Source organism: Sphingorhabdus sp. 109 (assembly GCF_902506555.1).
Lineage (GTDB): Bacteria > Pseudomonadota > Alphaproteobacteria > Sphingomonadales > Sphingomonadaceae > Parasphingorhabdus.
In genome coordinates, this window is sequence record NZ_LR732707.1 from 357,912 (window position 1) to 381,692 (window position 23,781).

Annotated in this window: 19 protein-coding genes; 14 read left to right on the top strand and 5 right to left on the bottom strand. The window is 58.2% G+C overall.

The genetic code is table 11. The annotated features are described in order from the left end of the window. Positions 1 to 10: 10 nt before the first annotated feature. Positions 11 to 631: a cation transporter gene (locus BOSE62_RS01750; RefSeq protein ID WP_159640896.1), complete on the bottom strand. Its 621-nt coding sequence runs from the start codon at positions 629 to 631 to the stop codon at positions 11 to 13. An 884-nt stretch (positions 632 to 1,515) separates the two neighbouring features. On the opposite strand from BOSE62_RS01750, the gene BOSE62_RS01755 reads away from it, so the two are divergent. The 5 genes from BOSE62_RS01755 to BOSE62_RS01775 all read left to right on the top strand — a co-directional run bounded on the left by BOSE62_RS01755 (position 1,516) and on the right by BOSE62_RS01775 (position 6,699). Next, positions 1,516 to 1,797 carry a hypothetical protein gene (locus BOSE62_RS01755; protein WP_159640899.1) on the top strand — a complete coding sequence of 94 codons (282 nt, stop codon included), beginning with the start codon at positions 1,516 to 1,518 and terminating at the stop codon, positions 1,795 to 1,797. Between the two features lie 207 nt (positions 1,798 to 2,004). Further along, positions 2,005 to 3,789: an aspartate--tRNA ligase gene (gene aspS / locus BOSE62_RS01760; protein WP_159640902.1), complete on the top strand. Its 1,785-nt coding sequence runs from the start codon at positions 2,005 to 2,007 to the stop codon at positions 3,787 to 3,789. A 102-nt stretch (positions 3,790 to 3,891) separates the two neighbouring features. Next, positions 3,892 to 4,752: an alpha/beta fold hydrolase gene (locus tag BOSE62_RS01765; protein ID WP_236553770.1), complete on the top strand. Its 861-nt coding sequence runs from the start codon at positions 3,892 to 3,894 to the stop codon at positions 4,750 to 4,752. 55 nt (positions 4,753 to 4,807) lie between these two features. After that, complete coding sequence (locus BOSE62_RS01770) at positions 4,808 to 5,749, top strand: tetratricopeptide repeat protein (RefSeq protein WP_159640905.1); 942 nt, start codon at positions 4,808 to 4,810, stop codon at positions 5,747 to 5,749. A gap of 164 nt (positions 5,750 to 5,913) precedes the next feature. Beyond that, complete coding sequence (locus tag BOSE62_RS01775) at positions 5,914 to 6,699, top strand: polyphosphate kinase 2 family protein (protein WP_159640908.1); 786 nt, start codon at positions 5,914 to 5,916, stop codon at positions 6,697 to 6,699. A 43-nt stretch (positions 6,700 to 6,742) separates the two neighbouring features. Here BOSE62_RS01775 and BOSE62_RS01780 read toward each other — a convergent pair whose 3' ends face one another. Both BOSE62_RS01780 and BOSE62_RS01785 read right to left on the bottom strand, forming a co-directional pair. Then, positions 6,743 to 7,348: a hypothetical protein gene (locus BOSE62_RS01780; RefSeq protein ID WP_159640911.1), complete on the bottom strand. Its 606-nt coding sequence runs from the start codon at positions 7,346 to 7,348 to the stop codon at positions 6,743 to 6,745. 191 nt (positions 7,349 to 7,539) lie between these two features. Beyond that, positions 7,540 to 9,531 carry a lytic transglycosylase domain-containing protein gene (locus tag BOSE62_RS01785; protein ID WP_159640914.1) on the bottom strand — a complete coding sequence of 664 codons (1,992 nt, stop codon included), beginning with the start codon at positions 9,529 to 9,531 and terminating at the stop codon, positions 7,540 to 7,542. A 114-nt stretch (positions 9,532 to 9,645) separates the two neighbouring features. On the opposite strand from BOSE62_RS01785, the gene dapA reads away from it, so the two are divergent. The 8 genes from dapA to alaS all read left to right on the top strand — a co-directional run bounded on the left by dapA (position 9,646) and on the right by alaS (position 19,398). Beyond that, the gene (gene dapA / locus BOSE62_RS01790) at positions 9,646 to 10,521 is read left to right on the top strand and encodes a 4-hydroxy-tetrahydrodipicolinate synthase (RefSeq protein ID WP_159640917.1); all 876 of its coding nucleotides are present in this window, start codon (positions 9,646 to 9,648) and stop codon (positions 10,519 to 10,521) included. Continuing rightward, on the top strand, positions 10,521 to 11,003 hold the full coding sequence (smpB, locus tag BOSE62_RS01795; protein WP_159640920.1) for an SsrA-binding protein SmpB: 483 nt from the start codon (positions 10,521 to 10,523) through the stop codon (positions 11,001 to 11,003). The genes dapA and smpB overlap by 1 nt, the downstream gene beginning before the upstream one ends. Further along, positions 10,996 to 11,610, top strand: a complete 615-nt coding sequence (locus tag BOSE62_RS01800) for a DUF2062 domain-containing protein (RefSeq protein WP_236553772.1) — start codon at positions 10,996 to 10,998, stop codon at positions 11,608 to 11,610. The genes smpB and BOSE62_RS01800 overlap by 8 nt, the downstream gene beginning before the upstream one ends. A 43-nt stretch (positions 11,611 to 11,653) precedes the next feature. Further along, the gene (locus tag BOSE62_RS01805) at positions 11,654 to 14,041 is read left to right on the top strand and encodes a response regulator (protein ID WP_443028815.1); all 2,388 of its coding nucleotides are present in this window, start codon (positions 11,654 to 11,656) and stop codon (positions 14,039 to 14,041) included. A 147-nt stretch (positions 14,042 to 14,188) separates the two neighbouring features. Further along, positions 14,189 to 15,277, top strand: coding sequence for a recombinase RecA (recA, locus tag BOSE62_RS01810; RefSeq protein WP_159640923.1), 1,089 nt, complete (start codon positions 14,189 to 14,191; stop codon positions 15,275 to 15,277). Positions 15,278 to 15,589: 312 nt separating this feature from the next. Beyond that, positions 15,590 to 16,216, top strand: coding sequence for a glutathione S-transferase family protein (locus tag BOSE62_RS01815; RefSeq protein WP_159640926.1), 627 nt, complete (start codon positions 15,590 to 15,592; stop codon positions 16,214 to 16,216). Continuing rightward, on the top strand, positions 16,209 to 16,694 hold the full coding sequence (locus BOSE62_RS01820) for a hypothetical protein (RefSeq protein WP_159640929.1): 486 nt from the start codon (positions 16,209 to 16,211) through the stop codon (positions 16,692 to 16,694). Before BOSE62_RS01815 ends, BOSE62_RS01820 begins: the two co-directional genes overlap by 8 nt. A 55-nt stretch (positions 16,695 to 16,749) precedes the next feature. Further along, complete coding sequence (gene alaS / locus BOSE62_RS01825; protein WP_159640932.1) at positions 16,750 to 19,398, top strand: alanine--tRNA ligase; 2,649 nt, start codon at positions 16,750 to 16,752, stop codon at positions 19,396 to 19,398. On the opposite strand, the gene BOSE62_RS01830 is transcribed toward alaS, so the two are convergent. Next, positions 19,376 to 21,205, bottom strand: coding sequence for a cation:proton antiporter domain-containing protein (locus BOSE62_RS01830; protein ID WP_159640935.1), 1,830 nt, complete (start codon positions 21,203 to 21,205; stop codon positions 19,376 to 19,378). The genes alaS and BOSE62_RS01830 overlap by 23 nt on opposite strands. A gap of 60 nt (positions 21,206 to 21,265) precedes the next feature. On the opposite strand from BOSE62_RS01830, the gene BOSE62_RS01835 reads away from it, so the two are divergent. Beyond that, entirely contained in the window at positions 21,266 to 22,492 is a 1,227-nt protein-coding gene (locus tag BOSE62_RS01835; RefSeq protein ID WP_159640938.1) for an FAD-dependent oxidoreductase, read from the top strand. Here the strand turns inward: BOSE62_RS01835 and BOSE62_RS01840 are convergent. Then, positions 22,487 to 23,713 carry an NADP-dependent isocitrate dehydrogenase gene (locus BOSE62_RS01840; RefSeq protein ID WP_159640941.1) on the bottom strand — a complete coding sequence of 409 codons (1,227 nt, stop codon included), beginning with the start codon at positions 23,711 to 23,713 and terminating at the stop codon, positions 22,487 to 22,489. The genes BOSE62_RS01835 and BOSE62_RS01840 overlap by 6 nt on opposite strands. Positions 23,714 to 23,781: the final 68 nt, after the last annotated feature.

A 23,781-nucleotide genomic window follows, 5' to 3' on the forward strand; every position in this document is an offset into this window, starting at 1 on the left:
GGCGCGTATTTCATGTCTGAGCAAGTTCTTTCCGGGCTTGGGAGAACACGTCAATGCTTCCCCATATCGCCAGCCAGGCCATGATAGATGCGACCAGCAAATCGGGCCACGCATTGCCTGTGCCAAATACGCCCAGCGCCGCAACGAGGACTGCGATATTTCCGAGCGCGTCATTGCGGGAGCAAATCCAGGCGGAGCGCATATTGGCATCGCCATTGCGAAACCGAAGTAACATCAGCGCCACAATGATATTAACAACCAGCGCTGCTGCACCGATTATTCCCATCATATGCGGTTCAGGCTCGGACCCGGCGAAAAAACCGTAAATTGCGTAACCGATCACCCACAGGCCAAAGGCAAGCATCGTCGCACCTTTAACCAGCGCCGCGCGGGCTCGCCAGCTCAGCGCCATACCGGCGACAAACAGGCTGATCGCGTAATTGGCAGTATCGCCAAAAAAATCGAGCGCATCAGCTTGCAATGCGCGCGAATCCGCTGCCACGCCTGCGGCTATTTCCACCCCGAACATCGTGGCATTCGCGAATAGTGCGAACCACAATATCCGGCGCCACAGCGGGTCGTTGAGGCTATTTCCCGAATCGGCGGGAACGTCGCAGCACGACTTTGCCATGAGTTGCGTCTCCTGTAGTTTCGAGTCGCAAAACCCTATGCACCCTGTAGCTACTACAGGGTCAATATCTGCTTATCGGTGAATTGCCGAAGGCGACGAAAATCAAGGTCGAAACCATCTGCAGTTACGAACGCGAAAGCATATTGTCCGCAGTTGAGCGGACCGATACGAACTAGCGTGATTATTCCATTCGCACATCTGACGAAGCGGATCCTTGTCCGGCGTTTATTCGATCTCGGGTCCGGCATGGCTCAGGGGGAACTCGTAACTGGATTTGGCGGGCGATGATGACCAGCCATGCGGAGGTGTCGATGCACTGGTCCCCGACCATATGATCTATGCAAACCGCAAAATTGCTGACCTGACATGGCTGCGCGTAGATTAGTCAAAGCGTCTTGACGCGTGCGATAGCGGACGGATCGGTGAATGCCATATCGCGGAATTGCTTGGTGCGAGGCAGCGCTGAGCGGTGGAAGATCGGTCTAAGCGGCCGCAGTGATATCTCGGTATCAATTCCGATCAGCGCGGACAGTCGAGCCAGCCTTTGACCGTTCGCCGGTTTTGGTCACACCGTATCATTGCTCTATCGATTCTGTGCTTATCGATACGCGAAACTGTCCCGTGATCTTGGTCGGTCAGTCCAGGTTGAGACTACTCGCCGAAGCAAACAACCAGGTCGGGAACAGTGTTTTGTGGCCGACGAGCAGCACTAATCAATATTTTTCTCCGATGGTGGCGACCAAAGATCCGGGGTTCTGCGGGTCATATTCCGTGGTCGCGTCGCCGACCTTCCTGCCAAGTCGAGCGGCGGTTTCCATCGTCCGGGAACCATCCGCCAACAACAGCGTAATGCCCTTATGACCTCAGACAATGGAGAATCCGCCATGACCACGAGTGACAAGAGAAAAACCGCACATTCCCACGAATATGAACGGCAGAACCCCGGCGCAGCGCCCGGGACGCCGCACCGGCCGGAGACGTCTTACGGCATGAATACCGGGAAAGCGGGCGGGACTTACGGTGAGGCCGACAGTTTTCCAGAGGATGAAGAAAGTGACGGCACGCCCGGAGGGCAATCTCCGGAAGAAGTGGGCGACCGGCCCAATGTCTCGACGGTGCGGCCCGAAGACTACCCGCTGAGGGATCGGAAAGACAGCCAGGCCTGAGCCTGTCGGGATCCCTGGCCGCGCTGGTGACGCCTTACCGGCGAACCTGGGTTTTGGGTGACTTGGGTCTCTTCCCGGCCGATAGGCCATATGCCCTGCGGCCTGCGGTCCGTTCGGACAATCTCAAGCCTTGACAAATGGCGCGCAGACCTGTGTTACGCCAGCAATCTTTCCATCTGGGAAAGCACCCAATTCCAAAGGCCCATCATGCACGCATATCGCACCCATAATTGTTCCGCGCTCCGCTCTTCGCACGTCGGCGAGGAAGTCCGTTTGTCCGGCTGGATCCATCGCAAGCGCGATCATGGCAATCTGCTGTTCGTCGATCTGCGCGATCATTTCGGTCTGACCCAGATCGTCAGCGAGACCGGCAGCGAAGCTTTCAAGCTGCTTGACAGCGCGCGGGTTGAATCGGTTGTGACGGTCACCGGCAAGGTTGTCGCCCGCGATGAGGAAACCGTGAACAAGAATCTGCCGACCGGTGATGTCGAGCTGGTCGCTGATACGGTGTCCATGCAAGGCCCGGCCGAAGAACTGCCGATGCCGGTGTTTGGCGAACAGGAATATCCCGAGGATATCCGTCTGCGTTACCGTTTCCTCGACCTGCGCCGTGAAAGCGTTCACGCCAATATGATGCTGCGTTCCAAGGTGATCGCCAGCCTGCGCAACCGGATGACCGAGCAGGGCTTTACCGAATTCCAGACGCCGATCCTGACCGCGTCCTCCCCGGAAGGCGCGCGCGATTATCTCGTGCCGAGCCGCGTCCATCCCGGCAAATTCTACGCGCTGCCGCAGGCACCGCAAATGTTTAAGCAGATGCTGATGGTCGCCGGTTTCGACCGCTATTTCCAGATCGCGCCCTGCTTCCGCGACGAAGACGCCCGCGCCGACCGCTCGCCGGGGGAATTTTACCAGCTCGACTTTGAAATGAGCTTTGTCACTCAGGAAGACGTATTCCAGACGCTGGAACCGGTTCTGGCCGGCGTGTTCGAGGAATTTGCCAATGGCCGCTCGGTCACCCCGGCCGGTGAATTTCCGCGCATTCCCTACAAGGAATCGATGCTGAAATATGGCAATGACAAGCCGGATCTTCGCAACCCGATCATCATCCAGGACGTCAGCGAGCATTTCAAGGGCTCCGGCTTCGGTCTGTTCGACAAGATTACCTCTACGGGCGGCACCGTCCGCGCCTTTGTCGCGCCGGAAGCGGGCAAGAACAGCCGCAAATTCTTTGACGCGATGAATGACTGGGCGCGCAGCGAAGGGTTCGCGGGCCTCGGTTATATCAACATGAAGGAAGGCGCGGCCGGCGGGCCGATTGCCAAGAATCATGGCGAGGAAGGCACGGCCAAGCTGCTCGCCGATCTCGGCTGTGGTCCGGATGACGGCGTGTTCTTTGCGGCTGGCAAGGAAGCCGAAGCGGCAAGGCTGGCCGGTCTGGCGCGCACACGGGCTGCCGAACAGCTGGGCCTGATCGATGAAAATGCGTTTAAATTCTGCTGGATCGTCGACTATCCTATGTTCGAATATGACGAAGAGCTGAAGAAGCTGGATTTCTCGCACAACCCGTTCTCGATGCCGCAGGGCGAGCTGGAAGCGCTGGAAAATCAGGACCCGCTCGATATTCTTGCCTGGCAATATGATATTGTCTGCAACGGCATCGAGCTGTCCTCCGGCGCGATCCGGAACCACCGGCCCGACATCATGTACAAGGCGTTTGAAATCGCCGGTTACACCAAGGAGCAGGTCGACACCGAATTTTCCGGCATGATCAACGCGCTGAAATATGGCGCGCCGCCGCATGGTGGCTCCGCGCCGGGCGTTGACCGGATCGTGATGATGCTGGCGAACGAGCCGAATATCCGCGAGGTCGTCCTCTTCCCGATGAACCAGAAGGCCGAAGATCTGATGATGAGCGCGCCGAGCGGCGTGTCGCAGAAACAGTTGCGCGAACTGCATATCCGGGTGGTCGAGCCGCCAAAGGAAGGCTAGCCTCAACATTATAGCCAGTTCCGTTCGTGTTAAGCCTAGTCGAGACACGCTGGGAAGCAGGCCATGTCTTCTGGCTATGCCGGAGACGGACGGAGTTAGGAATTGACCAGTATCATCCCCGAACAACATCATTTCGCGTCTTCCCATGGTGATATCTGCTATTTTGAATGGGGCCAGCGGGGCGAGGGGGCCTCGGTGCTGCTGCTTCATGCGACCGGCTTTCATGCACGCTGCTGGGATCAGGTGATCGAGTCCTTCCCCGATGGCACCCATGTCATCGCGGTCGACCAGCTGGGTCACGGCCGCAGCGCCGCGCCAATCATCATCGACTGGAACGCTGTCGCGGGAGCAACCGCCGAACTGGTGCAATCGCTCGGCATTCGCTTCGCGGTCGGCGCGGGACACAGTATGGGCGGTCATTGTCTGGTCCAGGTTGCGGCCAGCCATCCCGATCTGCTGGAACGGCTGGTCCTGATCGATCCGGTCATCATGGACCGGGCGGTCTATCAGAATCCGCCCGATTATAGTGCGACCAACGAAATGGTCGCCAGACGCCGCAACAGCTGGACCGGACCGGAGGAAATGTTCGAGCGGTTCAAGGACCGGCACCCCTATAAATTGTGGGACCCGGCGGTGCTGCGCGACTATTGCGCGCATGGCTTGCTGCCGGACGGGCAGGGTGGCTATCGCCTAGCCTGTCCGCCGCAGACCGAAGCATCGGTCTATGCAACCAGCGGCACGGTGGATCCGTGGCCCCTGATCGACGCAATCACGCAGCCGGTCACTGTTCTGCGGGCGCCGCAGCTCGCTCGCGATGGCGCGTTTGATTTTGCCAGTTCACCAACACCTCCCGGGCTGGCCGACGCTTTTGCCAAAGGCCGCGATGTCTATCTGCCCCATCTGACCCATTTCATGCCGATGCAGGAACCGAAACGGATTGCGGAGCTGATCATCAACGGCTAATGACCTGTTCATAATAACACCGATATTTGTGAACAGATGCAGCGCGGGGATGGACATGATCAGATTATTGAGCACCACAATGGCCGCTTTGGTGGCGCTATCGGGTCTGTCAGGTGCAGCACAGGCAGAGGTGCTCACCATCGAGGGCCTGACACCAGCCAATTCGCCCGATTTTGTGCAAATACAGTCGATCGCCATCGAACGCTTTGGTGGCGGTGACGGCCGGGCTCTGGCCTTTGAATTGGAGGATCGTCTTTTGGCGGTCACGCTGTTCGGAAAGGCCTATTTCGATATCCTTGACGGACGATCGGCGGTGCGATCGGATGCCTTGCTTACCGGCAATGTAACCGCCGGCGTCGAGCAATATGAAACGACTGCGAAACGGCGGCGTTGTGTCGAGCGGAACGACAAGGGAAGATGCGTCACTCACAAGAATATCAAGACGGACTGCCTGACCCGGACCATTGACTATCGGGCGCAGGTGCGTGTGACACGATATGATGATGGCCGGAGAATCTATACGGAACGCTTTCCGGAAACGGATGAACAGACGATATGTTTCGGCGATGACGAGGATTTTGCAAGCAGCGAGTCGGTAATCCGAAACATGGTCTCGGCGACGGCCAATGCGGTTCGTGCTGATCTGGCGCCCAAACAATATCGGCGGGACATTCGTATATTGGAGAGTCGCAAAGGCATGACCAAAACCGAAAGCAATTTCTTCAAGGCTGCGATCAGGATGACCAAGAGCAATCCGGCCGAAGCCTGCCGGATGTGGGACGAGGCAGCGGCAAACGGACAGGTGCATATCTCGCTCGGCTTCAACCGCGGTCTTTGCGCGGAACAGCGCGGCGATCTTGAGGCCGCACTGGACCTCTATAATGAGGCGGGCCGGATCTCGCCCGGAAAGTCGGAAGTGACGGAAGCCTTGCGGCGCGTTAACGATCATCGGCAAGCCTTGGGCGATTGGGAATTGCGTCAGACCGGAGATTTGTGACATCAGCACCGATGGTTGTGGTTAAGCGAATGGCCCTGTGGGCGCGTCTGATATAGATTGACCTGCCTGGACCGAGCTTGTCAAAGGCTCTTCAAATGCGAAAGATACCACCGATCGTGCCTCGCCGTCCCGGCTCTGGTACATATATGGCGAACGGAGTGAGAATGACCATAGATCTGTCCGACTATGAATCCGACGAGAAGTTTGACGGCGATTATAGCGAGGCGCTGAAAGCGCTGCAGGACCGGCTGGCGCATGTCCATTTCAAGCATATCATTCACGGCAGCCGCTCGATCCTCGTCTTTGAGGGATGGGACGCAGCGGGCAAGGGCGGTACGATCCGCCGGATGACCGGCGAATGGGATCCGCGCTATTATGATGTCTGGCCGATCGGCGCACCGAGCAAGGAAGAAAAAGACCGTCACTTTCTCTGGCGTTTCTGGCAGAAATTGCCGGGCAGCCGCGAAATCGGCGTGTTTGATCGCAGCTGGTACGGCCGGGTGCTGGTCGAGCGTGTGGAGGGCTTTTGTGATCCGGCCGACTGGAAACGCGCCTATGACGAGATCAACGAATTTGAAGCGCAGCAGATCGACGGCGGCACCAATCTGGTGAAGCTGTTCTTCCACACCACGCAGGAAGAGCAGGACAAGCGTCTGGCCAAAAGGCTCGACACACCGCACAAGCGCTGGAAGATTACCGCCGAGGATTTTCGCAACCGGGAAAGGCGCGACGATTATCTTGAGGCGATGGACGACATGTTCCAATATACCGACACCCGCTGGGCGCCATGGAAGGTGATTGCCGGAAACGACAAGAAGTCCGCCCGCATTGCAGCCATGACCCATGTCGCAGATGCATTGGAAGCGGCGCTGCCGGATCATTTGCCGGAGGCTGATCCGGAGCTGGTCGAACTGGCGCATAAGGCCTTCGGCTACGCGGTGGAAGAATAACGATTGTCGCGCCAATTTTCCTTGGACTATGTCGCGACCGGTTTCATTCCGCCGCGGGCGCCGACAGCCAGATTGTTCCAGCTGCCAAAAATGTCGCAATAGCGCCGCTGGCTCCGGCCAAAGGCACTGCGCCTAGCCCCAGATAGACCGCGGCTATGTTCAGGATGGTTGCGATAGCTCCGGCTGCCATTGCGATCAGGCCGACCACCCGAACTTTCGTCTTGTCGCTGCCGAACAGCGTCAGTCCGAAAAGAAACGCCGTCAGTCCGATTATCGCCTTGGCGAGATTGTAGAACAGGAAAGACCCGGCGAGCAGCGTGCCCATCAGCGGTGCGAACTCGGGACCGGCTTTGGCGGCTGGCAGAAACATCGACAGGCCGATACCGGACTGGACGATATTTATCATCCCGGCCACGGCAAGAGCGGCCCAGCCCCATTGCATGGATGGCGATCGCACCAGAGCGGCAAGCGAAGCGATCGTAATACCGGTAAACAGGAGGATTTCCGTGGTCCAGATGGTTGATCGCAGCGGCCAGCCTTCGACAATCCCGACGCCCTTCAGGGTTATGATATAGAGCAATTGCGTTGCTACGCTGAGCAGCAGCATGATGGATAGCGATATCGCTATTCCGCGGGACGTCTGGGGCATGAATTCTCCAAAATATCTGAACCTGCACTCTATTCGCGAAGACAGGCGGGCAGGTTACAGGTGATTCCGAAATTCGCGGGTCCTGCATTCGCGCGATATTCCGAATGTCATGCCGGTGCTGCCTGCCGCATGATCCGATGCTGGTTTACGGGCCGAATCGGCCATAGAAGCTTGCGAGCGTGCCCGATCGCTCAACCCTTGTAATTCTTGCCTATATAGCGTGTCAGTGGCGTGTCGCTGCGGATCGTCGGGCCTCGAGGGTTTTTCGTGTCGTAAACGACTGCATTTTCCAGCACGCGTTTGACATAGTTGCGGGTCTCGGAAATCGGAATGTCCTCGATCCACTCGATCCAGTCGATGCCGCCCGTGCGCGGGTCGCCGTTGGCGCGGAGCCATTTGTTCACATTGCCGGGGCCGGCGTTATAGGCTGCAATCGCGAGCGGATAGCTGCCGCCGTAATAGTCCATCATCCTCTGGATATAGCCGCTTCCCAACTGGATATTATATTGCGGATCATCGGTCAGCGACGAGAGATTATAGGACAGGTTCGCCTTGCCGGATTGTTCGCGGGCGGTACCGGGCATCAGCTGCATCAGGCCGCGCGCGCCGGCATGGCTGATCGCGCCTTCGGCAAACTGGCTTTCCTGCCGGGTAATCGCGTGAATCAGCGTCCAGGTGCTTTCATGGCCAAACGGCACCGGCATGGTCGGGAAGGATGTCTCGTCGATTGCTCCGACACCGGCGCTCAGCGCGCTGATGCCCTTGATCACGCCGAGATCTCGGGCCCCGATACGGGTTGAGAGATCGCTGAGCAGCAGATAGTCCTTGGCTGTCTTGGCATTATAGGCGAGTGCCCGGTGAAACCGGATCTGCTCTTTCCACGGACCGGTGCGGATCGAAGCCTTGGCCGCGATTACAAGTGGCTCGCTGTCATAGGCCTTGCGGTCTTCTTCGGTTATTTCGATCGCCGGCTTGCGGTTGAATTCCGGCAGCGGACGTCCGAGCCGTTCCAGCGACAATTGGCCGTAGAAATAGTCCGGAAAAGCTGCGGCTTTCTCGAAATAGGCATTTGCCTGTTCGGCCTGGCCCGCTTCGGCAGCGGCGCGGCCCGCCCAGTAATAGCCCTTGGAGGTTATATTCGGCGAGTCATAGGATTGCGCGTACAGATCAAACATCCGTACCGCCATGGCGGGCTGGCGCAGACCGTTCAGCGCCGCTGTGCCAGCAATCCAGGCGAGATCGGAATATTTGTCCCGCACACGCGAATTCTCGTCAGCGATCCGTGTCGGCACGGCATAGGCATCCTCGATCTTCGAGGCGATATTATAGGCCGTCGACCATTGCCGGTCATTGGCAGCGGCTTTGGCATTGATCAGCATTGCCTCGAACCAGGTTTCCGGCGAGGCGGGTTTGACGCGCAGTGGCGGACGGATGGCAAGCAATTGGCGCGCCGCCGCGCTTTGTCCCTGATTGCGCAAATAGCGGGCGCGATCGGCCAGATAGCCGGCGTCGTCGCGAGCGATGCCGCCAACCGCGCTGGCCTGGTCATTGGCATCGTAGGATTCGGTGAGCTGGGCCAGTCTCGCCTGGAACACCGGGCGGCGTGCGGGCGAGGTAAATCCAAGTTGTCGCGCCGCATCGCGTGTCGCCCTGGCCCATAATAGCGCGTCCATGCGCGCGTCATGATCCTCGATGCTGAACGCCGAACTGAAACGCGAGAGCAGTGCTGCCTCGTCCTCGTCAGTCAGAGTGCCGCCACGCCAGGCCGTTCTGGCCCATTTTTCGGCAAGCTCCCGCTGACCGGTCGCCTGCAGGGCAACCGCAAATTTGGCCGCGCCGGCATTGGTTATCGGTTCGAATCGACTGAAGAAAGCGAGCACGCGGGCAGGGGAAAAGCTGTTGATATTGATTGCCTGTTCGGCGTTACGCTGCATTCTCGTGTCTTCGGGCCAGCCCGGGAAAGTTACCAGAAAGCCAGCATAATCCTCGAAGGAATAATTGTCGGACTGCGTCAGCACACGCCAACGCTGCAGCCCCAGAACCGCATTGCCGCCAGTCGGATCGGACAGGCCCGCACTTTCGTTTTGCCAGCCCATCTGTTCGCCGATATTGTCGGCGGCCATGCAGGTGGCGGGGCTGAAAAGCAGTGCCGCTATAACAAATCTTGATACCATGCTGGACATTTTACGGCTAGGCTCCTTATCAGGCGCTGAACGGCGAACTATATCACCGTTAATAATGAAAATGACTTGGTGGCAGCTTTGCCCATTTCCAAGGCAAATATAAAGGATTAATAGATGTTCTCGGGTTCAATACCGGCTCTGGCGACTCCCTTTCGCGACGGATCGTTTGCCGAAGATCAGTTTCGCGCTCTGGTGGACTGGCAAATCGATCAGGGCAGCAGTGCCCTGGTGCCCTGCGGGACCACCGGAGAGGCTTCTACATTGTCCAATGCGGAGCATCACCGGGTGATCGAAATATGTATTGAACAGGCAGCCGGCCGGGTGCCGGTTATCGCCGGCTGCGGTTCCAATGATACGACCAACGCACTGCTCCACCTGAATTTTTCGGAGAAATGCGGCGCAACAGCGGGTCTGGTGGTTGCGCCTTATTATAACCGGCCCAATCAGGAGGGCATTACCGCGCATTTTACCACGCTGACGCAAAAGACCGATCTGCCTCTGGTGCTCTACAATGTTCCGGCGCGCACCGTGACGGATATCATGCCCGACACGGTCGCGGCCTTGTCGAAACTGCCCGGTGTGGTGGCGATCAAGGATGCCAGCGGCGATCTGGACCGGGTTACCGCGCACCGGTTAAGCTGTGCCGATGATTTTGTCATGCTGTCCGGTGTCGACGAGCTGTCGCTGGCGTTTAACGCCGCCGGCGGTATCGGATGCATATCGGTGACCGCCAATGTCGCGCCGAAATTATGTGCCGAGTTCCAGGCTGCCTGTGCCGCTGGCGATTATGCCAAGGCGCGCGAGCTCAACGATGTACTCTATCCCCTGCACAAGGCGCTGTTCTCCGATGCTTCGCCTGGTCCGATCAAATATGCCATGTCGCGGGTGCTCGAGGATTTCTCGACCGATCTGCGTTTGCCGATGACGCCGCCGTCCGAAGCCAGCCGCAACGCTGTCGACGCTGCTCTGGAAGGGGCTGGGCTGGTCTGATGGCAAAACCGCGGCCGGTAGAATTTGACAAGCAGAAGGTCGTCGCCGAGAACCGGCGTGCGCGTTATGACTATTTTCTGGAAGACAAGTTCGAGGCCGGGATCATGCTGACCGGTACGGAAGTAAAATCGCTGCGCTTCGGGTCGGGGTCGATTGCCGAAAGCTATGCTGAGGTGAAGGACGAAGAAGTCTGGCTGGTCAACGCCAATATTCCGGAATGGAGCCATGGCAACCGGCACAATCACACACCGACGCGGCCGCGCAAGTTGCTGCTCAGCCGACGCGAAATAAACAAGCTGCACGGCGCGGTCATGCGCAAGGGCATGACGATTGTGCCACTGTCCATCTATTTCAACAGCAAGGGACGGGCGAAGCTGGAACTGGCTCTGGCCAAGGGCAAGAAAGCGCCGGACAAGCGGCAGACCGAAAAGGATCGCGACTGGAAAAGGCAGCAGGGCCGGCTGATGCGCGATCATGGCTGATCCCAGGCCCAATATCCGAGACAAGGATTTTGCGGCGCGTTTGATCATGTATGTGGTCCATTGGTTCCAGCGCAAGATGCCGACCCGCGCGGCGATGGAGCGGAACAAATATCTCAAGCCGATTGCCCACCGCTTTTTGCGTTCGGAATTGTGGCGCTTCACCCGTCGCTCGGTACCGCGCGGGGTTGCCCTCGGAATGCTGGCAGCCTTTCTGGTCCCGGTGGGGCAGATATTTGCGGCGGTCTTTCTGGCGTTGCCCGTGCGCGCCAATGTCCCGATTGCGGCGATAACGACATTCATCACCAATCCACTGACCTATCCGTTCTGGATCGCTGCGGCCAACCAGACCGGCAAATTTGCCCTGCAGATAGATGCCCTCACGTCAAGCCAGCCGATCAACACCCATATCCAGAGCGAGTTCGGCCAATGGCTGAGCTGGCTGGGCCGCGAAGCAGGGGTGACCGCGTTCGGGTTTCTGTTGTTTGCGATATTTTTTGCTGCTGTCGGCTATCTCGTGAGTTCCTTTGGCTGGCGCTGGTGGATCGGCCGGAAACGGAAAGGGCGGTTGAGCAAGATCATCGCCGACGGGACGGATGATGGCGAGTAAGGCGCAGCACAAGTCGGGATTGCTGAACCCCAGCACGCGCAAGATGCAGAATGACGTGCGGATGCGGGCCCTCGTTCTGGTGATTGCAATATTGGCGTCCGCAGGACTCCTTTACTGGCAGGTACAGAATATCACGCTGCTGATCGCGTTTCTGGCGCTGGTGCTCAGTCTGGCCGGCGTGGCCTATGTCCTGCGCCCGGAACATGTCGCCACCGATCAGGATCAGGCGGATCCCGACGACTGGGCGGTTACCCGAATGGTCGCCGATCAGTCGGCTATTGGCCTGGCGATTACCGACCGGGCCGGCCGGCTGGTCTGTGCCAACGAGCTTTTTACCAAATGGTTCAATGGTGCAGCGATTCCACCCGAACTGCCGTTGCAGGCGGGGGGCAACGAACTGCTCGCGGCGGCCGGGCGGACGGCCTGGCGCGATGGCCGCGGCTATGCCGAGGGACTGAAGCGCGGCGTGGCGGAATATAACGCGAAAGTTGTCCGCGCGGGGCAGGGCGAGGAATATCTGCTCTGGCAGATGATACCGCAAATCCGGGCGGATTTGCTCGACGAGATGATCAGTCTCGTCAGTGGTGGCGGCGGCCGGGCCTTTTCGGAAGTCGGCATATTGGCCAGCGTGATCGGTGGCGAAGGACGGATCAGGGCCTCCAACCAGGCTTTTGCGTTGCGCGCAACCGGCCAGGTGGATGCCAATATAACCGGCCGCAATTTTATCAATTTCCTGCGTTCCGATGACAAGGGCACGATCTTTTTCGAGCGCGAGGGACGGCATGGCACGCCGGTGCGCCTTTTCCACGTTCCACTAGACCGGGAAAAGGAAAAGGGACCGGCGCTGATCCTGCTGATCGACGACGACGGCGGCATGGTCGAACGCGGGAAGGCGCTCGAACAGGTGGAATCGATGCTGTCGCTGCTGCCGTTGGGTCTGGCCCTGACCGATCGCGACGGGCGTTTCCTGTTTCTCAACGAGGCATTTGCCAAGACCGCCGGTATAGGCGAGAAGGAGCAGCCGCTTTATCCCGGCGACCTGATGATCCGCGATGACAAGTCGGCGGTTTCCGATGCGGTGCGGCGCTATGCTAGCGGCCCGCCGCTGGCCGGCGATCTGGCGGTACGGCTGCGCAACGGCGGCGAGGAACCCGTGGCGCTGGGTATTGCCGGTGTGCGGGGGCTTGGCGAAGCGGCGGTGCTGCTCTCGATCCGCGACAATAGCGAGGAATCAAAGCTGAAGAGCCAGGTGGCGCAGGCAACCAAGATGCAGGCAGTTGGCCAGCTTGCCGGTGGCGTCGCTCATGATTTCAATAATATCCTGACCGCCATCATCGGCCATTGCGACCTGATGCTGCTGCGCCACGCGCCGGGGGACAGCGACTATGACGATATCCAGCAGGTCAAGAATAACAGCAACCGAGCGGCCGGCCTGACCCGGCAATTGCTCGCTTTTTCGCGCCAGCAGACGCTGCGGCCGCAGGTGCTGCAACTGCCCGACGTGGTTGCCGATGTCTCCAACCTGCTCAAGCGGCTGCTCGACGAGACGATCGAGCTGGAGGTGCGGCACGGCCGCAATCTCGGACTGGTGCGCGCCGATCCGGGACAGCTCGAGCAGGTGATCATCAATCTTGGCGTCAATGCCCGCGACGCTATGCCCAATGGCGGCAAGATCTCGATCTCGACCCAGGCAGTGATGGCCACCGATGTCCAGGAGCTGAAAAGCGATATCCTGCCGGTGGGCGACTACACGGCTTTGATCTTCTCCGATTCCGGCAACGGTATCCCGCCGCATGTGATCGGCAAGATTTTCGAACCGTTTTTCACCACCAAGGCGGTCGGGAAGGGGACCGGTCTCGGCCTGTCGACAGTGTATGGAATCATCAAGCAGTCAGGCGGCTATATATTCGCTGACTCGAAGCCGGGCGAGGGCACTACCTTCTCGATCTATTTCCCGGTTCACAAACCGACGAAGGAAGGCCTGGACCGGGCAACGCTCGATTCGCAGCCGGTGAAGGCAACGGCGAAAAAGGAATTGTGGGGCAGCGCGCATATATTGCTGGTCGAGGACGAGGATATGGTGCGCGCTGTCGCCGAGCGGGCCCTGACGCGTCAAGGCTATACGGTTGTAACCGCCAGCGAGGGTGAAGAAGCCCTCGGCCTGCTTGCGGCGCAGGTTGACGAGGACGAGCAGTTCGACCTGATCGTTTCCGATGTGGTTATGCCGAATATGGACGGCCCGACGATGGCAAAGCATGTCCGCAGAAATTTCCCGGCGTTGCCGATCCTGTTCATGTCGGGCTATGCGGAGGAGCAATTGCGCAAATCAATCGATCTCGACAAGGTGAATTTTCTGCCCAAGCCATTTTCGGTGGCACAAATTGCCGAAGCGGTCGGACAAACATTGGCCGAACATGCCAAACAGGACTAGAGATCCGGAATATTTTCTAACCTTTTCAGTATATTATTGTTGTCGTTAAAAATACATGTTCTCTTCTTGTTCTTTAAGAACAAATGCGGTACATAATCTCAATCATTGATTGATGATGGTTAAGCATTTAGCGAAGGGGACAGGCAAATGGCCGGCAATTTAAAAGTCGTAGAATCGGAAAATCAGTTGAACTCATCAGACAGACAAAAGGCGCTAGACGCAGCATTGGCGCAGATCGACCGCGCTTTCGGAAAGGGCTCGGCAATGAAGCTGGGCCAGCGCAAGGCATTGGAAGTGGAAGCCATTTCCACGGGCAGTCTGGGACTGGATATCGCGCTGGGCATCGGGGGATTGCCTAAAGGACGCGTGATTGAGGTTTACGGGCCGGAAAGCTCGGGCAAGACAACGCTGGCTTTGCACGTCATCGCCGAAGCACAGAAGAACGGCGGCACCGCCGCTTTTGTGGACGCGGAACATGCGCTCGATCCCGTTTATGCCAAGGCGCTCGGCGTCAATACCGACGAACTGATCATCTCCCAGCCAGATACCGGTGAGCAGGCGCTGGAAATCACCGATACGCTGGTCCGGTCCAATGCGATTGACATTTTGGTGGTCGACTCGGTTGCCGCGCTGGTACCGCGCGCGGAAATCGAAGGTGAAATGGGTGACACCCATGTCGGTCTGCAGGCGCGCCTGATGAGTCAGGCGCTGCGCAAGCTGACCGGCTCGATCAGCCGTTCCAAATGCATGGTAATCTTCATCAACCAGATCCGTATGAAAATCGGCGTGATGTACGGCAATCCGGAAACCACCTCGGGCGGCAACGCGCTGAAATTCTATGCATCGGTCCGGCTGGACATCCGGCGCACCGGCCAGATCAAGGAACGCGACGACATTGTCGGCAACTCGACCCGCGTCAAAATCGTCAAGAACAAGGTTGCGCCGCCGTTCAAACAGGTCGAATTTGACATCATGTACGGCCAGGGCATTTCCAAGGTTGGCGAGATTATCGATCTTGGCGTGAAAGCCGGTGTGGTTGAAAAATCCGGTGCATGGTTCTCCTATGACTCGGTCCGCATCGGGCAGGGACGCGAGAATTCAAAGCGCTTCCTTCTGGAGAATCCGGAAATGATGGCGAAGCTGGAAAACCAGATTCGCGGCAAACAGGAAGAAGTGGCGGAAGAAATGATGACCGGTCCGATTGGCAAGGCCGATGACGGCGATGATGGAAAATAGGTGATTATGCCGTCAGACCGGGGTCTGTGGCCGCCGATTTGACGGACCTGCCTCTTGTCGTGCCGTCTCCGGTTGATGCCGGCACGAAGAATTAAATTTATCACAGGTTTTGCCGGATCACTCTCCCCCGAGGCGATCTCTGGCATAGGGCCGTCCTTCTGTCCCCCGACTGCTAGGACGGCCCGTTTTTATATTTGGAATGGCCGATACATCTACGGGCGCCTCACGGCGAAACGGTTGACATCTCGTCGATAAAGACGCTTCATCGCATTAGCCTAAACAGATGCCAAACCTATCGGAAGGCCATTGCCAATGACCATCATCGTTCACCATCTCGAAAATAGCCGGTCACAGCGAATTCTCTGGCTGCTCGAAGAACTCGGCCTGCCTTATGAAATCAAGCGCTATGAGCGCGATCCCAAAACCCAAAAAGCACCGGATAGTCTGAAAGCCATTCATCCACTCGGCAAATCCCCGATGATCGAGGATGACGCCGAGGTCATTATCGAGACTGCGGTTATCGCCGAATATCTGGTAGAGAAGGCTGGCGGAAAACTAGGCGCTCCTGCTGATAAAAAGGGGGCACGGTTATATAACCAGTATCTCCACTTTGCTGAAGGATCGATGATGCCGCCGCTCTACGGCTTGCTGGTGGTCGGACGTCTTGGCCTGCTGGGCTTGCCGGCGCGCAAGCCCGTAGGACAGATGGTCACCGACATTCTGGTCTGGCTGGAAAGCGAACTGGCGAACCGAGACTATTTCGCAGGTGATCAGTTGACCGCAGCGGATATTATGATGAGCTTCCCGCTCGAAGCGTGTCAATCGCGGGCCGGGCTGGATCGGCGCTATCCCAATCTGATGGCCTATCTCGAGCGCATACATTCCCGTCCACAATATCAGACGGCACTCGAGAAGGGCGGGCCTTATGCTTATGCTTGACGGATTACTGCTTCTGGGTCTCACGTCGCTCGCCGGGACCGGCGCTGAGCCAGTGCCGGACAGCGGAAATATATTCCGGGCAGAGCAGATTGGCTTTTCTCCCGATTGTGCGCCGAACAACGGGTTTCAGAAGATCGTCGAGATGATGGCGGGCCAGAATCTGGATCTGTCCATCCTGCAAACGGTTTCGGGGAATATCGAACATCATCTGGAACTCGATGTACCGGTCAACTGGCACGGGTTGAAGCTCTCGGGCTTTCATCTCTATTTCGGGATAGAGCGGGGACCGTATAATTTTTCTCTTGTTTTTCAGGATAGTCCGGAAGAGGTGCGAGCGGTCTGGAACCAGCGGGGGTGGAATTTGCCTCCGATCGGCGAGGCGAGGGATATCGAGGGTCTCGAAGGATATGCCTCAATCGGTATCAGTCCATCGCCGGCGGACGGAGAGACCACGCGGGTTACCTGCTGGCGCGATTAGCTTTTGATCCATTCTCGGGATTGTCAACGGCACATCGGTCGCCTAAGTCGATTTCATGCAAACAACCAATGATATAAGACGGTCTTTTCTCGACTATTTCGCGGCCGCAGGTCACGAGATTGTGCCGTCGTCGCCGCTCATTCCCTATAATGATCCGACGCTGATGTTCATCAATGCCGGGATGGTCCCGTTCAAGAATATCTTCACCGGCGCAGAGAAGAGTCCTTATGCGACGGCTACGTCCAGCCAGAAATGCGTGCGTGCTGGCGGCAAGCATAACGATCTCGACAATGTCGGCTATACCGCGCGGCATCACACGTTTTTCGAAATGCTCGGGAATTTTTCCTTCGGCGATTATTTCAAGGAACAGGCGATCATCCATGCCTGGACGCTGGTCACCAAGATCTGGGGTATATCGCCCGACCGGTTAACCGTGACCGTCTATCACACCGACGACGAAGCCTTCGATCTGTGGAAGAAAATTGCCGGCCTGCCGGATGAGCGGATCATCCGGATTGCGACCAATGACAATTTCTGGTCGATGGGCGATACCGGCCCGTGCGGTCCGTGCAGCGAAATCTTCTACGACCATGGCGAGCATATATTCGGTGGTCCTCCGGGCAGTCCCGACGAGGATGGTGATCGCTTTGTCGAGATATGGAATCTCGTGTTCATGCAATATGACCAGCGCGGCGAGGGTGACCGCGTCGATCTGCCCAAACCGTCGATCGATACCGGCATGGGGCTGGAACGTGTGGCCGCGGTCATGCAGGGCGTGCACGATAATTATGACATCGACCTGTTCAAGGCGCTCATCGCCGAATCCGGCGCGCTCACCGGCACCGCCACGACCGGAGAAAACCAGGCCAGCCACCGGGTGATCGCCGATCATCTGCGCGCCTCGTCCTTTCTGGTCGCTGATGGCGTACTGCCATCCAACGAGGGCCGCGGGTATGTGCTGCGCCGGATCATGCGGCGAGCGATGCGCCATGCCCATTTGCTCGGCGCGCAGGATCCGTTGATGCACCGGATGGTCGGGTCGCTGACTGGCGAAATGGGCAATGCCTTCCCTGAACTGATCCGCGCGCAACCGCTTATCGAGGAGACGTTGCTGCGCGAGGAAACCAATTTTCGACAGACACTGGCCAATGGCCTGAAGCTCCTTGACGCGGAAATCGTCGATATGGGCGAGGGCGATGTCCTGCCCGGCGCAACGGCGTTCAAGCTCTATGACACTTATGGCTTCCCCTATGATCTGACCGAAGATGCGCTGCGCGCCAAATCGCTGGGCGTCGACCGTGAAGGTTTCGACAAGGCGATGGCCGAGCAGAAGGCCGCTGCCCGTGCCGCGTGGAAAGGCTCCGGTGACCAGGCGTCCGACACCGTCTGGTTCGACATTGCCGAGCGCGAGGGCAGCACTGAATTTACCGGCTATACAGCCGAGGAAGGCGAGGGCGTTGTTGTCGCTCTGGTCAGGGATGGTGCCGAAATCGAAAGCGCGCAGAGCGGTGACACAGTCACCCTGCTGACCAACCAGACGCCATTTTACGGCGAAAGCGGCGGCCAGATGGGCGATGCTGGCGAAATATCCGGTGAAGACGGATTCGCAGCGAACGTGACCGATACGAGAAAACCGCTGGGACGGCTGCACGCCCACCAGATTGAAATCCGTTCGGGCTCGGTGTCGGTCGGTGACAGCGTCCATCTGGTTGTTGATAAAGAACGGCGTAGCGCGCTGCGCGCCAATCACAGCGCCACCCATTTGCTGCACAAGGCCCTGCGCCATCATCTGGGTGATCATGTGACGCAAAAGGGTAGTCTGGTTGCGCCCGATCGCCTGCGCTTCGATTTTTCCCATGTCTCGGCACTGACCGAGGCCGAGATACAGGCCGTGGAAGCGGATGTGAACGCGCAGATTCGGGGCAACAGTGCGGTGACCACAAGACTGATGAGTCCGGATGATGCGGTGGCGGCGGGCGCACTGGCCCTGTTCGGCGAAAAATATGGCGACGAGGTTCGCGTGCTGTCGATGGGGCGGGATGTCGATCGCGATTATTCGGTCGAACTTTGCGGCGGCACCCATGTCCAGGCACTGGGCGATATCGGCCTGATGACCATCATTTCCGAATCCGCGGTCGCTAGCGGTGTGCGCAGAATCGAAGCGCTGACCGGCGAGGCCGCACGGCTGTGGCTGCTGGATCGCGATGCCAAGCTGAAGTCGATTGCCGGCACATTGAAAGCTTCGCCCGACGAGGCGGTCGAGCGTGTTGCGGCTCTGGTCGACGAACGCAAGAAGCTGGAACGGGAGCTGACCGAAGCAAAGAAAGCGCTGGCGCTGGCCGGTGATGGCGGCGGCGCGAAGGCAGCGGAAACGGAAACCATTGGTGATATCGCGTTTGCCGGACAGGTCATTCAGGGTCTAAATCCCAAGGAATTGCGCGGTCTTGTCGATCAGGCGAAGCAGAAACTGTCGAGCGGCGTGAGCGCGCTGGTGGCGGTGAACGATGGCCGGGCGACGGTCGCGGTCGGCGTAACTGCAGATCTGACCGACCGTTTCAGCGCGGTGGATCTGGTTCAGGCTGGCGTGGTTGCGGTTGGTGGCAAGGGCGGTGGTGGCCGTCCGGACATGGCGCAGGGCGGTGGTCCCGATGGTGCCAAGGCCGATGACGCGATCGCTGCTATCAGGTCTGTTCTTGCGGGCTAAGGCCGTCGGGCACCAGATCGTCGGCGGTCGCCTGGCCGGTTGATGTCGACATAGATTTTAGCTTGGGTTCATATTCCAGGTCACCTTCTTCCTGAATTCTTTTCCGGTAAATGTCCCGGACTTCATGGATCGAGGCGATAACGGGGCCCATGGCCACGCCATTTTCAACCAGAACCGCCTCCGACAGTTGCAACGAGCCCTCAAGCGCTTCGGGCACGGCATTGGTTGCGCCGGCCTGATAAAGTTCAGCGGCATGTTCAATGTCCCGCGCTCTTGCGATGATTGGCAGGTCTGGTACCCAGGCGCGCACCTTCTTGACGATCTGCACCGACAGCACCGGTTCATCCATGGTCAGAACCAGCGCCTTGGCGTGGCCCAGCCGCAACCGGTCGAGCATTTCGTTGCGCGCCACATTGCCGAACATGATCGGATAGCCCTCGCGCCGTGCTTTCGCGACCGTATCGATATTGGTTTCAACGGCGAGATATTTCTGGTCATGGGTGGTCAGCAGATCGGCGATCAGCTTGCCGACCCGGCCAAAGCCGATGATGATGGTCTGCTGCGCTTCAACCGGTTTTTCATCGGCCGCTGCACCGCCGTCGCTGCGCATTTCCATCCGCCGAGCGATGTCGTGGCCAAAGCGGGCGAGCAGCGGGGTGATGGTCAGTCCGATGGCGGTCACGATCTGCCAGAAGGCGGCGGTCTGTGGCTGGATCAGCTGCGCCTGTGTTGCTGCGGCGAGAACGATCAGGGTCGTTTCGGACGGGCTGGACATCAGGACGCCGGCTTCGGTTGCAGTGCCCGGTCGCGCGCCGGCAAAACGCAACAGGCTGCTGGTGACGATGGCCTTGATCAACACGACGCCGACAACCGCGATCAGCAGATCCGACCAGTTGGCCATGATCACCCTTATATCGATCTGCATGCCCACCGTGATCAGGAAGACGCCCAATGCCAGGCCCTTGAAGGGCTGGGTAATGACTTCCACTTCACCGTGATATTCGGTTTCCGCAATCAGCAGGCCGGCCAGCAGGGCACCCACGATCGGCGACAATCCGGTTGCACCGGTGGCAAGACTGGCGAGAATGATCACCAGCAGGCTCACCGCAAGAAACAGTTCCGGGCTCTTGGTTCGGGCGGCCTGCGCGAATATGCGCGGCAGCAGCAGCCGGCCGAGCACCAGCATGCCGATGATCACGGCACCGCCCATCAGCAGCGTGCGCCCCAGATCGTCCCACCCACCATCGGCGGTGATCGCCGGGGAAATGGCGCCGAGCAGGAAGATGATCGGAACAATGGCGACGTCCTCGAACAGGAGCATGGCCAGAGCGGCCCGTCCGACCGGACTTTTGGTGCCCGACATCGGCAGGACCAATGCGGTCGAGGACAGGGCAAGGGCCAGCCCGAGGCCCAGTGCGCCCGCAGAATTTTGGCCGAGAAGATATAGAACGGAGCCGATGAGCAGACCGGAAGCCAGCAATTCCGCCGCGCCTACGCCGAAAACAAGACGGCGCAAGGACCATAGACGCTTGAACGAGAGTTCAAGCCCGATGGAGAAAAGCAATAATATGATCCCCATTTCAGCAAATGGTTCGATGGTCTCGCGATCGTTGATCGTGACATATTGCAGCCAGCTATATTGATCTCCAAGTGACCCGAGCCCGGAAGGACCGAGCAGAACGCCGACCAGAATGAAGCCGATGATCGGGGTGATGCGAAATCGGGCGAAGGCCGGAATAACGATCCCGGCGGCGCCGAGGATTACGATGGCATCGATGAAGGCTGGATTCTCAAGCGGACTGTGCATGGGGCGACTCTATACGCGAACAATGCTATTTGTCAGCAGCTTACATGACGGAGAAGAAGAATGTCGGAAAATCAGCGCGACATCGTGATTGTGGGTGGCGGTCCTGCCGGGATGATGGCCGGACTGCTGTTTGCCCGGGCCGGACTGAAAGTGGCCGTACTGGAGAAGCATGCGGACTTTCTCCGCGATTTTCGGGGCGACACGGTTCATCCTTCAACGCTGGAACTGTTCCATCAACTTGGCATGCTCGCCGATCTGTTGAAGCTGCCGCATAGCAGGATCGATCAGGCCTCGATCCATATTGCCGGACAGCAGATGAAAATCCTGGATTTCAGCCATCTGCCTCTGGTGGCACCCTATATTGCGATGATGCCGCAATGGGATTTGCTGAATTTTATCGCGACCAGGGCTGGGCAATATCCCGGGTTCGAGCTGTTGATGCAGACCGAGGCGGTCGATCTTGTCTATGACGCAGATGAACGCGTGTGCGGAGTTCATACCCGGCAGGGCAACATATTGAACGCTCGTCTGGTCGTTGCCGCCGATGGACGGCGATCGGTGTTGCGGGGCAAGGCGGAGCTCCCGCTGCAGGATATCGGCGCACCCATGGATGTATTCTGGTTCCGCGTCACCAAGCCAAAAAATGCCGGCGGTGACGTCTTCGGGACAGTGCAAGCAGGCCGGTTCATGGTAATGATCGATCGTCGGGACTATTATCAATGCGCCTATATATTTACCAAGGGGCAGGCTGATGAAGTGAAAGCCGCCGGTCTGGAGGCCTTTCGCGCCGGTTTGCGATCGCTGGTCCCCGAACTGAGCGAGGCGTTCAATCCGATAAGCAGCTGGGACCGGGTGAAAATACTGGAAGTGGCGCTTGACCGGCTGGATCGCTGGCATCGACCGGGGCTGCTGGCCATAGTTGATGCGGCTCATGCCATGTCACCAATTGGAGGAGTTGGGATTAATATCGCGGTGCAGGACGCAGTGACAGCGGCCAATGTTCTGGCTGCTGCCATGCTGAAAGGGGATAATCCCGATTCGCGGCTGGGCCAGGTCCAGGCGCGCAGAATAAAGCCGGTAAGGCGCATGCAGGCTTTTCAGAAATTGGCACAGGACCGTGTGATTGAACCGTTGCTGCGTCGCAGCAAACCGATTGCAAGGCCGTTTTTTCCGCTGAAGTTGCTGGACCGGGCGCCGCTGTTGCGCCGCATTCCCGGACGAATCATCGGCATGGGTTTCGGGCGAGAGGATATCCAATCGCCCGAAATGCCCTCTAAACCGTTATGACTTCTGCCAGTTTTCCATTTCCGCTTCCAGATTGGAGCGAACCGCTTCGAAAAACTGCTCGGTGGTCATCCATGACTGGTCCGGTCCGATAAGGATTGCGAGATCCTTGGTCATGCTGCCGCTTTCAACCGTCTGGATGCAGACGCGCTCCAGTGTCTCGGCAAAGCGCGTGACGTCCGGCGTATCGTCGAATTTCCCGCGATAGATAAGGCCGCGGGTCCAGGCAAAGATTGATGCGATAGGATTGGTCGATGTCGCCTTGCCCTGCTGATGCTGGCGATAGTGACGGGTAACCGTGCCGTGCGCGGCTTCGGCTTCGACGCAATCGCCGGTCGGGGTCATCAGCACCGAGGTCATCAGACCAAGCGAACCAAAGCCTTGTGCAACCGTGTCCGACTGAACATCACCGTCATAATTCTTACAGGCCCAGACGAATTTGCCGCTCCACTTCAGCGCAGAGGCGACCATGTCATCAATCAGACGATGTTCATAAGTGATGCCGGCCTTGTCAAACTTGGCCTTGAATTCATCCTGGAAGACTTCTTCGAACAGATCCTTGAAGCGGCCATCATAGGCTTTCATGATCGTGTTCTTGGTCGACAGGTACACCGGCCATTCGCGGTTCAGTCCGTAGTTCATCGACGCACGGGCAAAATCGCGGATCGAATCGTCCAGATTATACATGGCCATGGCAATGCCGGGGGACGGGAACTGGAACACTTCCTCGTCAATCGAATCGCCATTGTCGCCTTCCCAGACGAGACGGAGCTTGCCGGGGCCGGGAACCTTGAAATCGGTTGAACGATACTGGTCGCCAAAGGCATGACGGCCAACGACAATGGGGTCGGTCCAGCCCGGAACGAGGCGGGGAACATTGTCGATGACAATCGGTTCACGGAATACGACGCCGCCCAGAATGTTACGAATCGTGCCGTTCGGCGATTTCCACATCCGCTTCAGACCGAATTCTTCGACCCGGTCCTCGTCCGGCGTGATAGTGGCGCATTTGACGCCAACGCCGTGTTTCTTGATTGCATTGGCTGCATCGACGGTGATTTTATCGTTAGTGTCGTCGCGGACCTCGATCGAGAGGTCATAATAATGCAGATCGATGTCGAGATAAGGTTCAATCAGCCGTTCGCGAATCCATTGCCAGATGATGCGCGTCATTTCGTCGCCATCAATTTCGACGACCGGGTTTTTGACCTTAATTTTCGACATATCGTATATTTCTTTCCTGAAACGGGAACAATAGGGAGGAATGATGTTGCGAGCCTCTTAGCAAAGAT

Coding starts and splice junctions, on each gene's coding strand:
- recA (WP_159640923.1), top strand. CDS start 14,189: ATGGCCGGCAATTTAAAAGTCGTAGAATCGGAAAATCAGTTGAACTCA.
- BOSE62_RS01840 (WP_159640941.1), bottom strand. CDS start 23,713: ATGTCGAAAATTAAGGTCAAAAACCCGGTCGTCGAAATTGATGGCGAC.
- aspS (WP_159640902.1), top strand. CDS start 2,005: ATGCACGCATATCGCACCCATAATTGTTCCGCGCTCCGCTCTTCGCAC.
- BOSE62_RS01805 (WP_443028815.1), top strand. CDS start 11,654: ATGCAGAATGACGTGCGGATGCGGGCCCTCGTTCTGGTGATTGCAATA.
- BOSE62_RS01755 (WP_159640899.1), top strand. CDS start 1,516: ATGACCACGAGTGACAAGAGAAAAACCGCACATTCCCACGAATATGAA.
- BOSE62_RS01775 (WP_159640908.1), top strand. CDS start 5,914: ATGACCATAGATCTGTCCGACTATGAATCCGACGAGAAGTTTGACGGC.
- BOSE62_RS01820 (WP_159640929.1), top strand. CDS start 16,209: ATGCTTGACGGATTACTGCTTCTGGGTCTCACGTCGCTCGCCGGGACC.
- BOSE62_RS01835 (WP_159640938.1), top strand. CDS start 21,266: ATGTCGGAAAATCAGCGCGACATCGTGATTGTGGGTGGCGGTCCTGCC.
- BOSE62_RS01800 (WP_236553772.1), top strand. CDS start 10,996: ATGGCTGATCCCAGGCCCAATATCCGAGACAAGGATTTTGCGGCGCGT.
- smpB (WP_159640920.1), top strand. CDS start 10,521: ATGGCAAAACCGCGGCCGGTAGAATTTGACAAGCAGAAGGTCGTCGCC.
- alaS (WP_159640932.1), top strand. CDS start 16,750: ATGCAAACAACCAATGATATAAGACGGTCTTTTCTCGACTATTTCGCG.
- BOSE62_RS01770 (WP_159640905.1), top strand. CDS start 4,808: ATGATCAGATTATTGAGCACCACAATGGCCGCTTTGGTGGCGCTATCG.
- BOSE62_RS01780 (WP_159640911.1), bottom strand. CDS start 7,348: ATGCCCCAGACGTCCCGCGGAATAGCGATATCGCTATCCATCATGCTG.
- BOSE62_RS01785 (WP_159640914.1), bottom strand. CDS start 9,531: ATGTCCAGCATGGTATCAAGATTTGTTATAGCGGCACTGCTTTTCAGC.
- BOSE62_RS01830 (WP_159640935.1), bottom strand. CDS start 21,205: ATGCACAGTCCGCTTGAGAATCCAGCCTTCATCGATGCCATCGTAATC.
- BOSE62_RS01815 (WP_159640926.1), top strand. CDS start 15,590: ATGACCATCATCGTTCACCATCTCGAAAATAGCCGGTCACAGCGAATT.
- BOSE62_RS01750 (WP_159640896.1), bottom strand. CDS start 631: ATGGCAAAGTCGTGCTGCGACGTTCCCGCCGATTCGGGAAATAGCCTC.
- dapA (WP_159640917.1), top strand. CDS start 9,646: ATGTTCTCGGGTTCAATACCGGCTCTGGCGACTCCCTTTCGCGACGGA.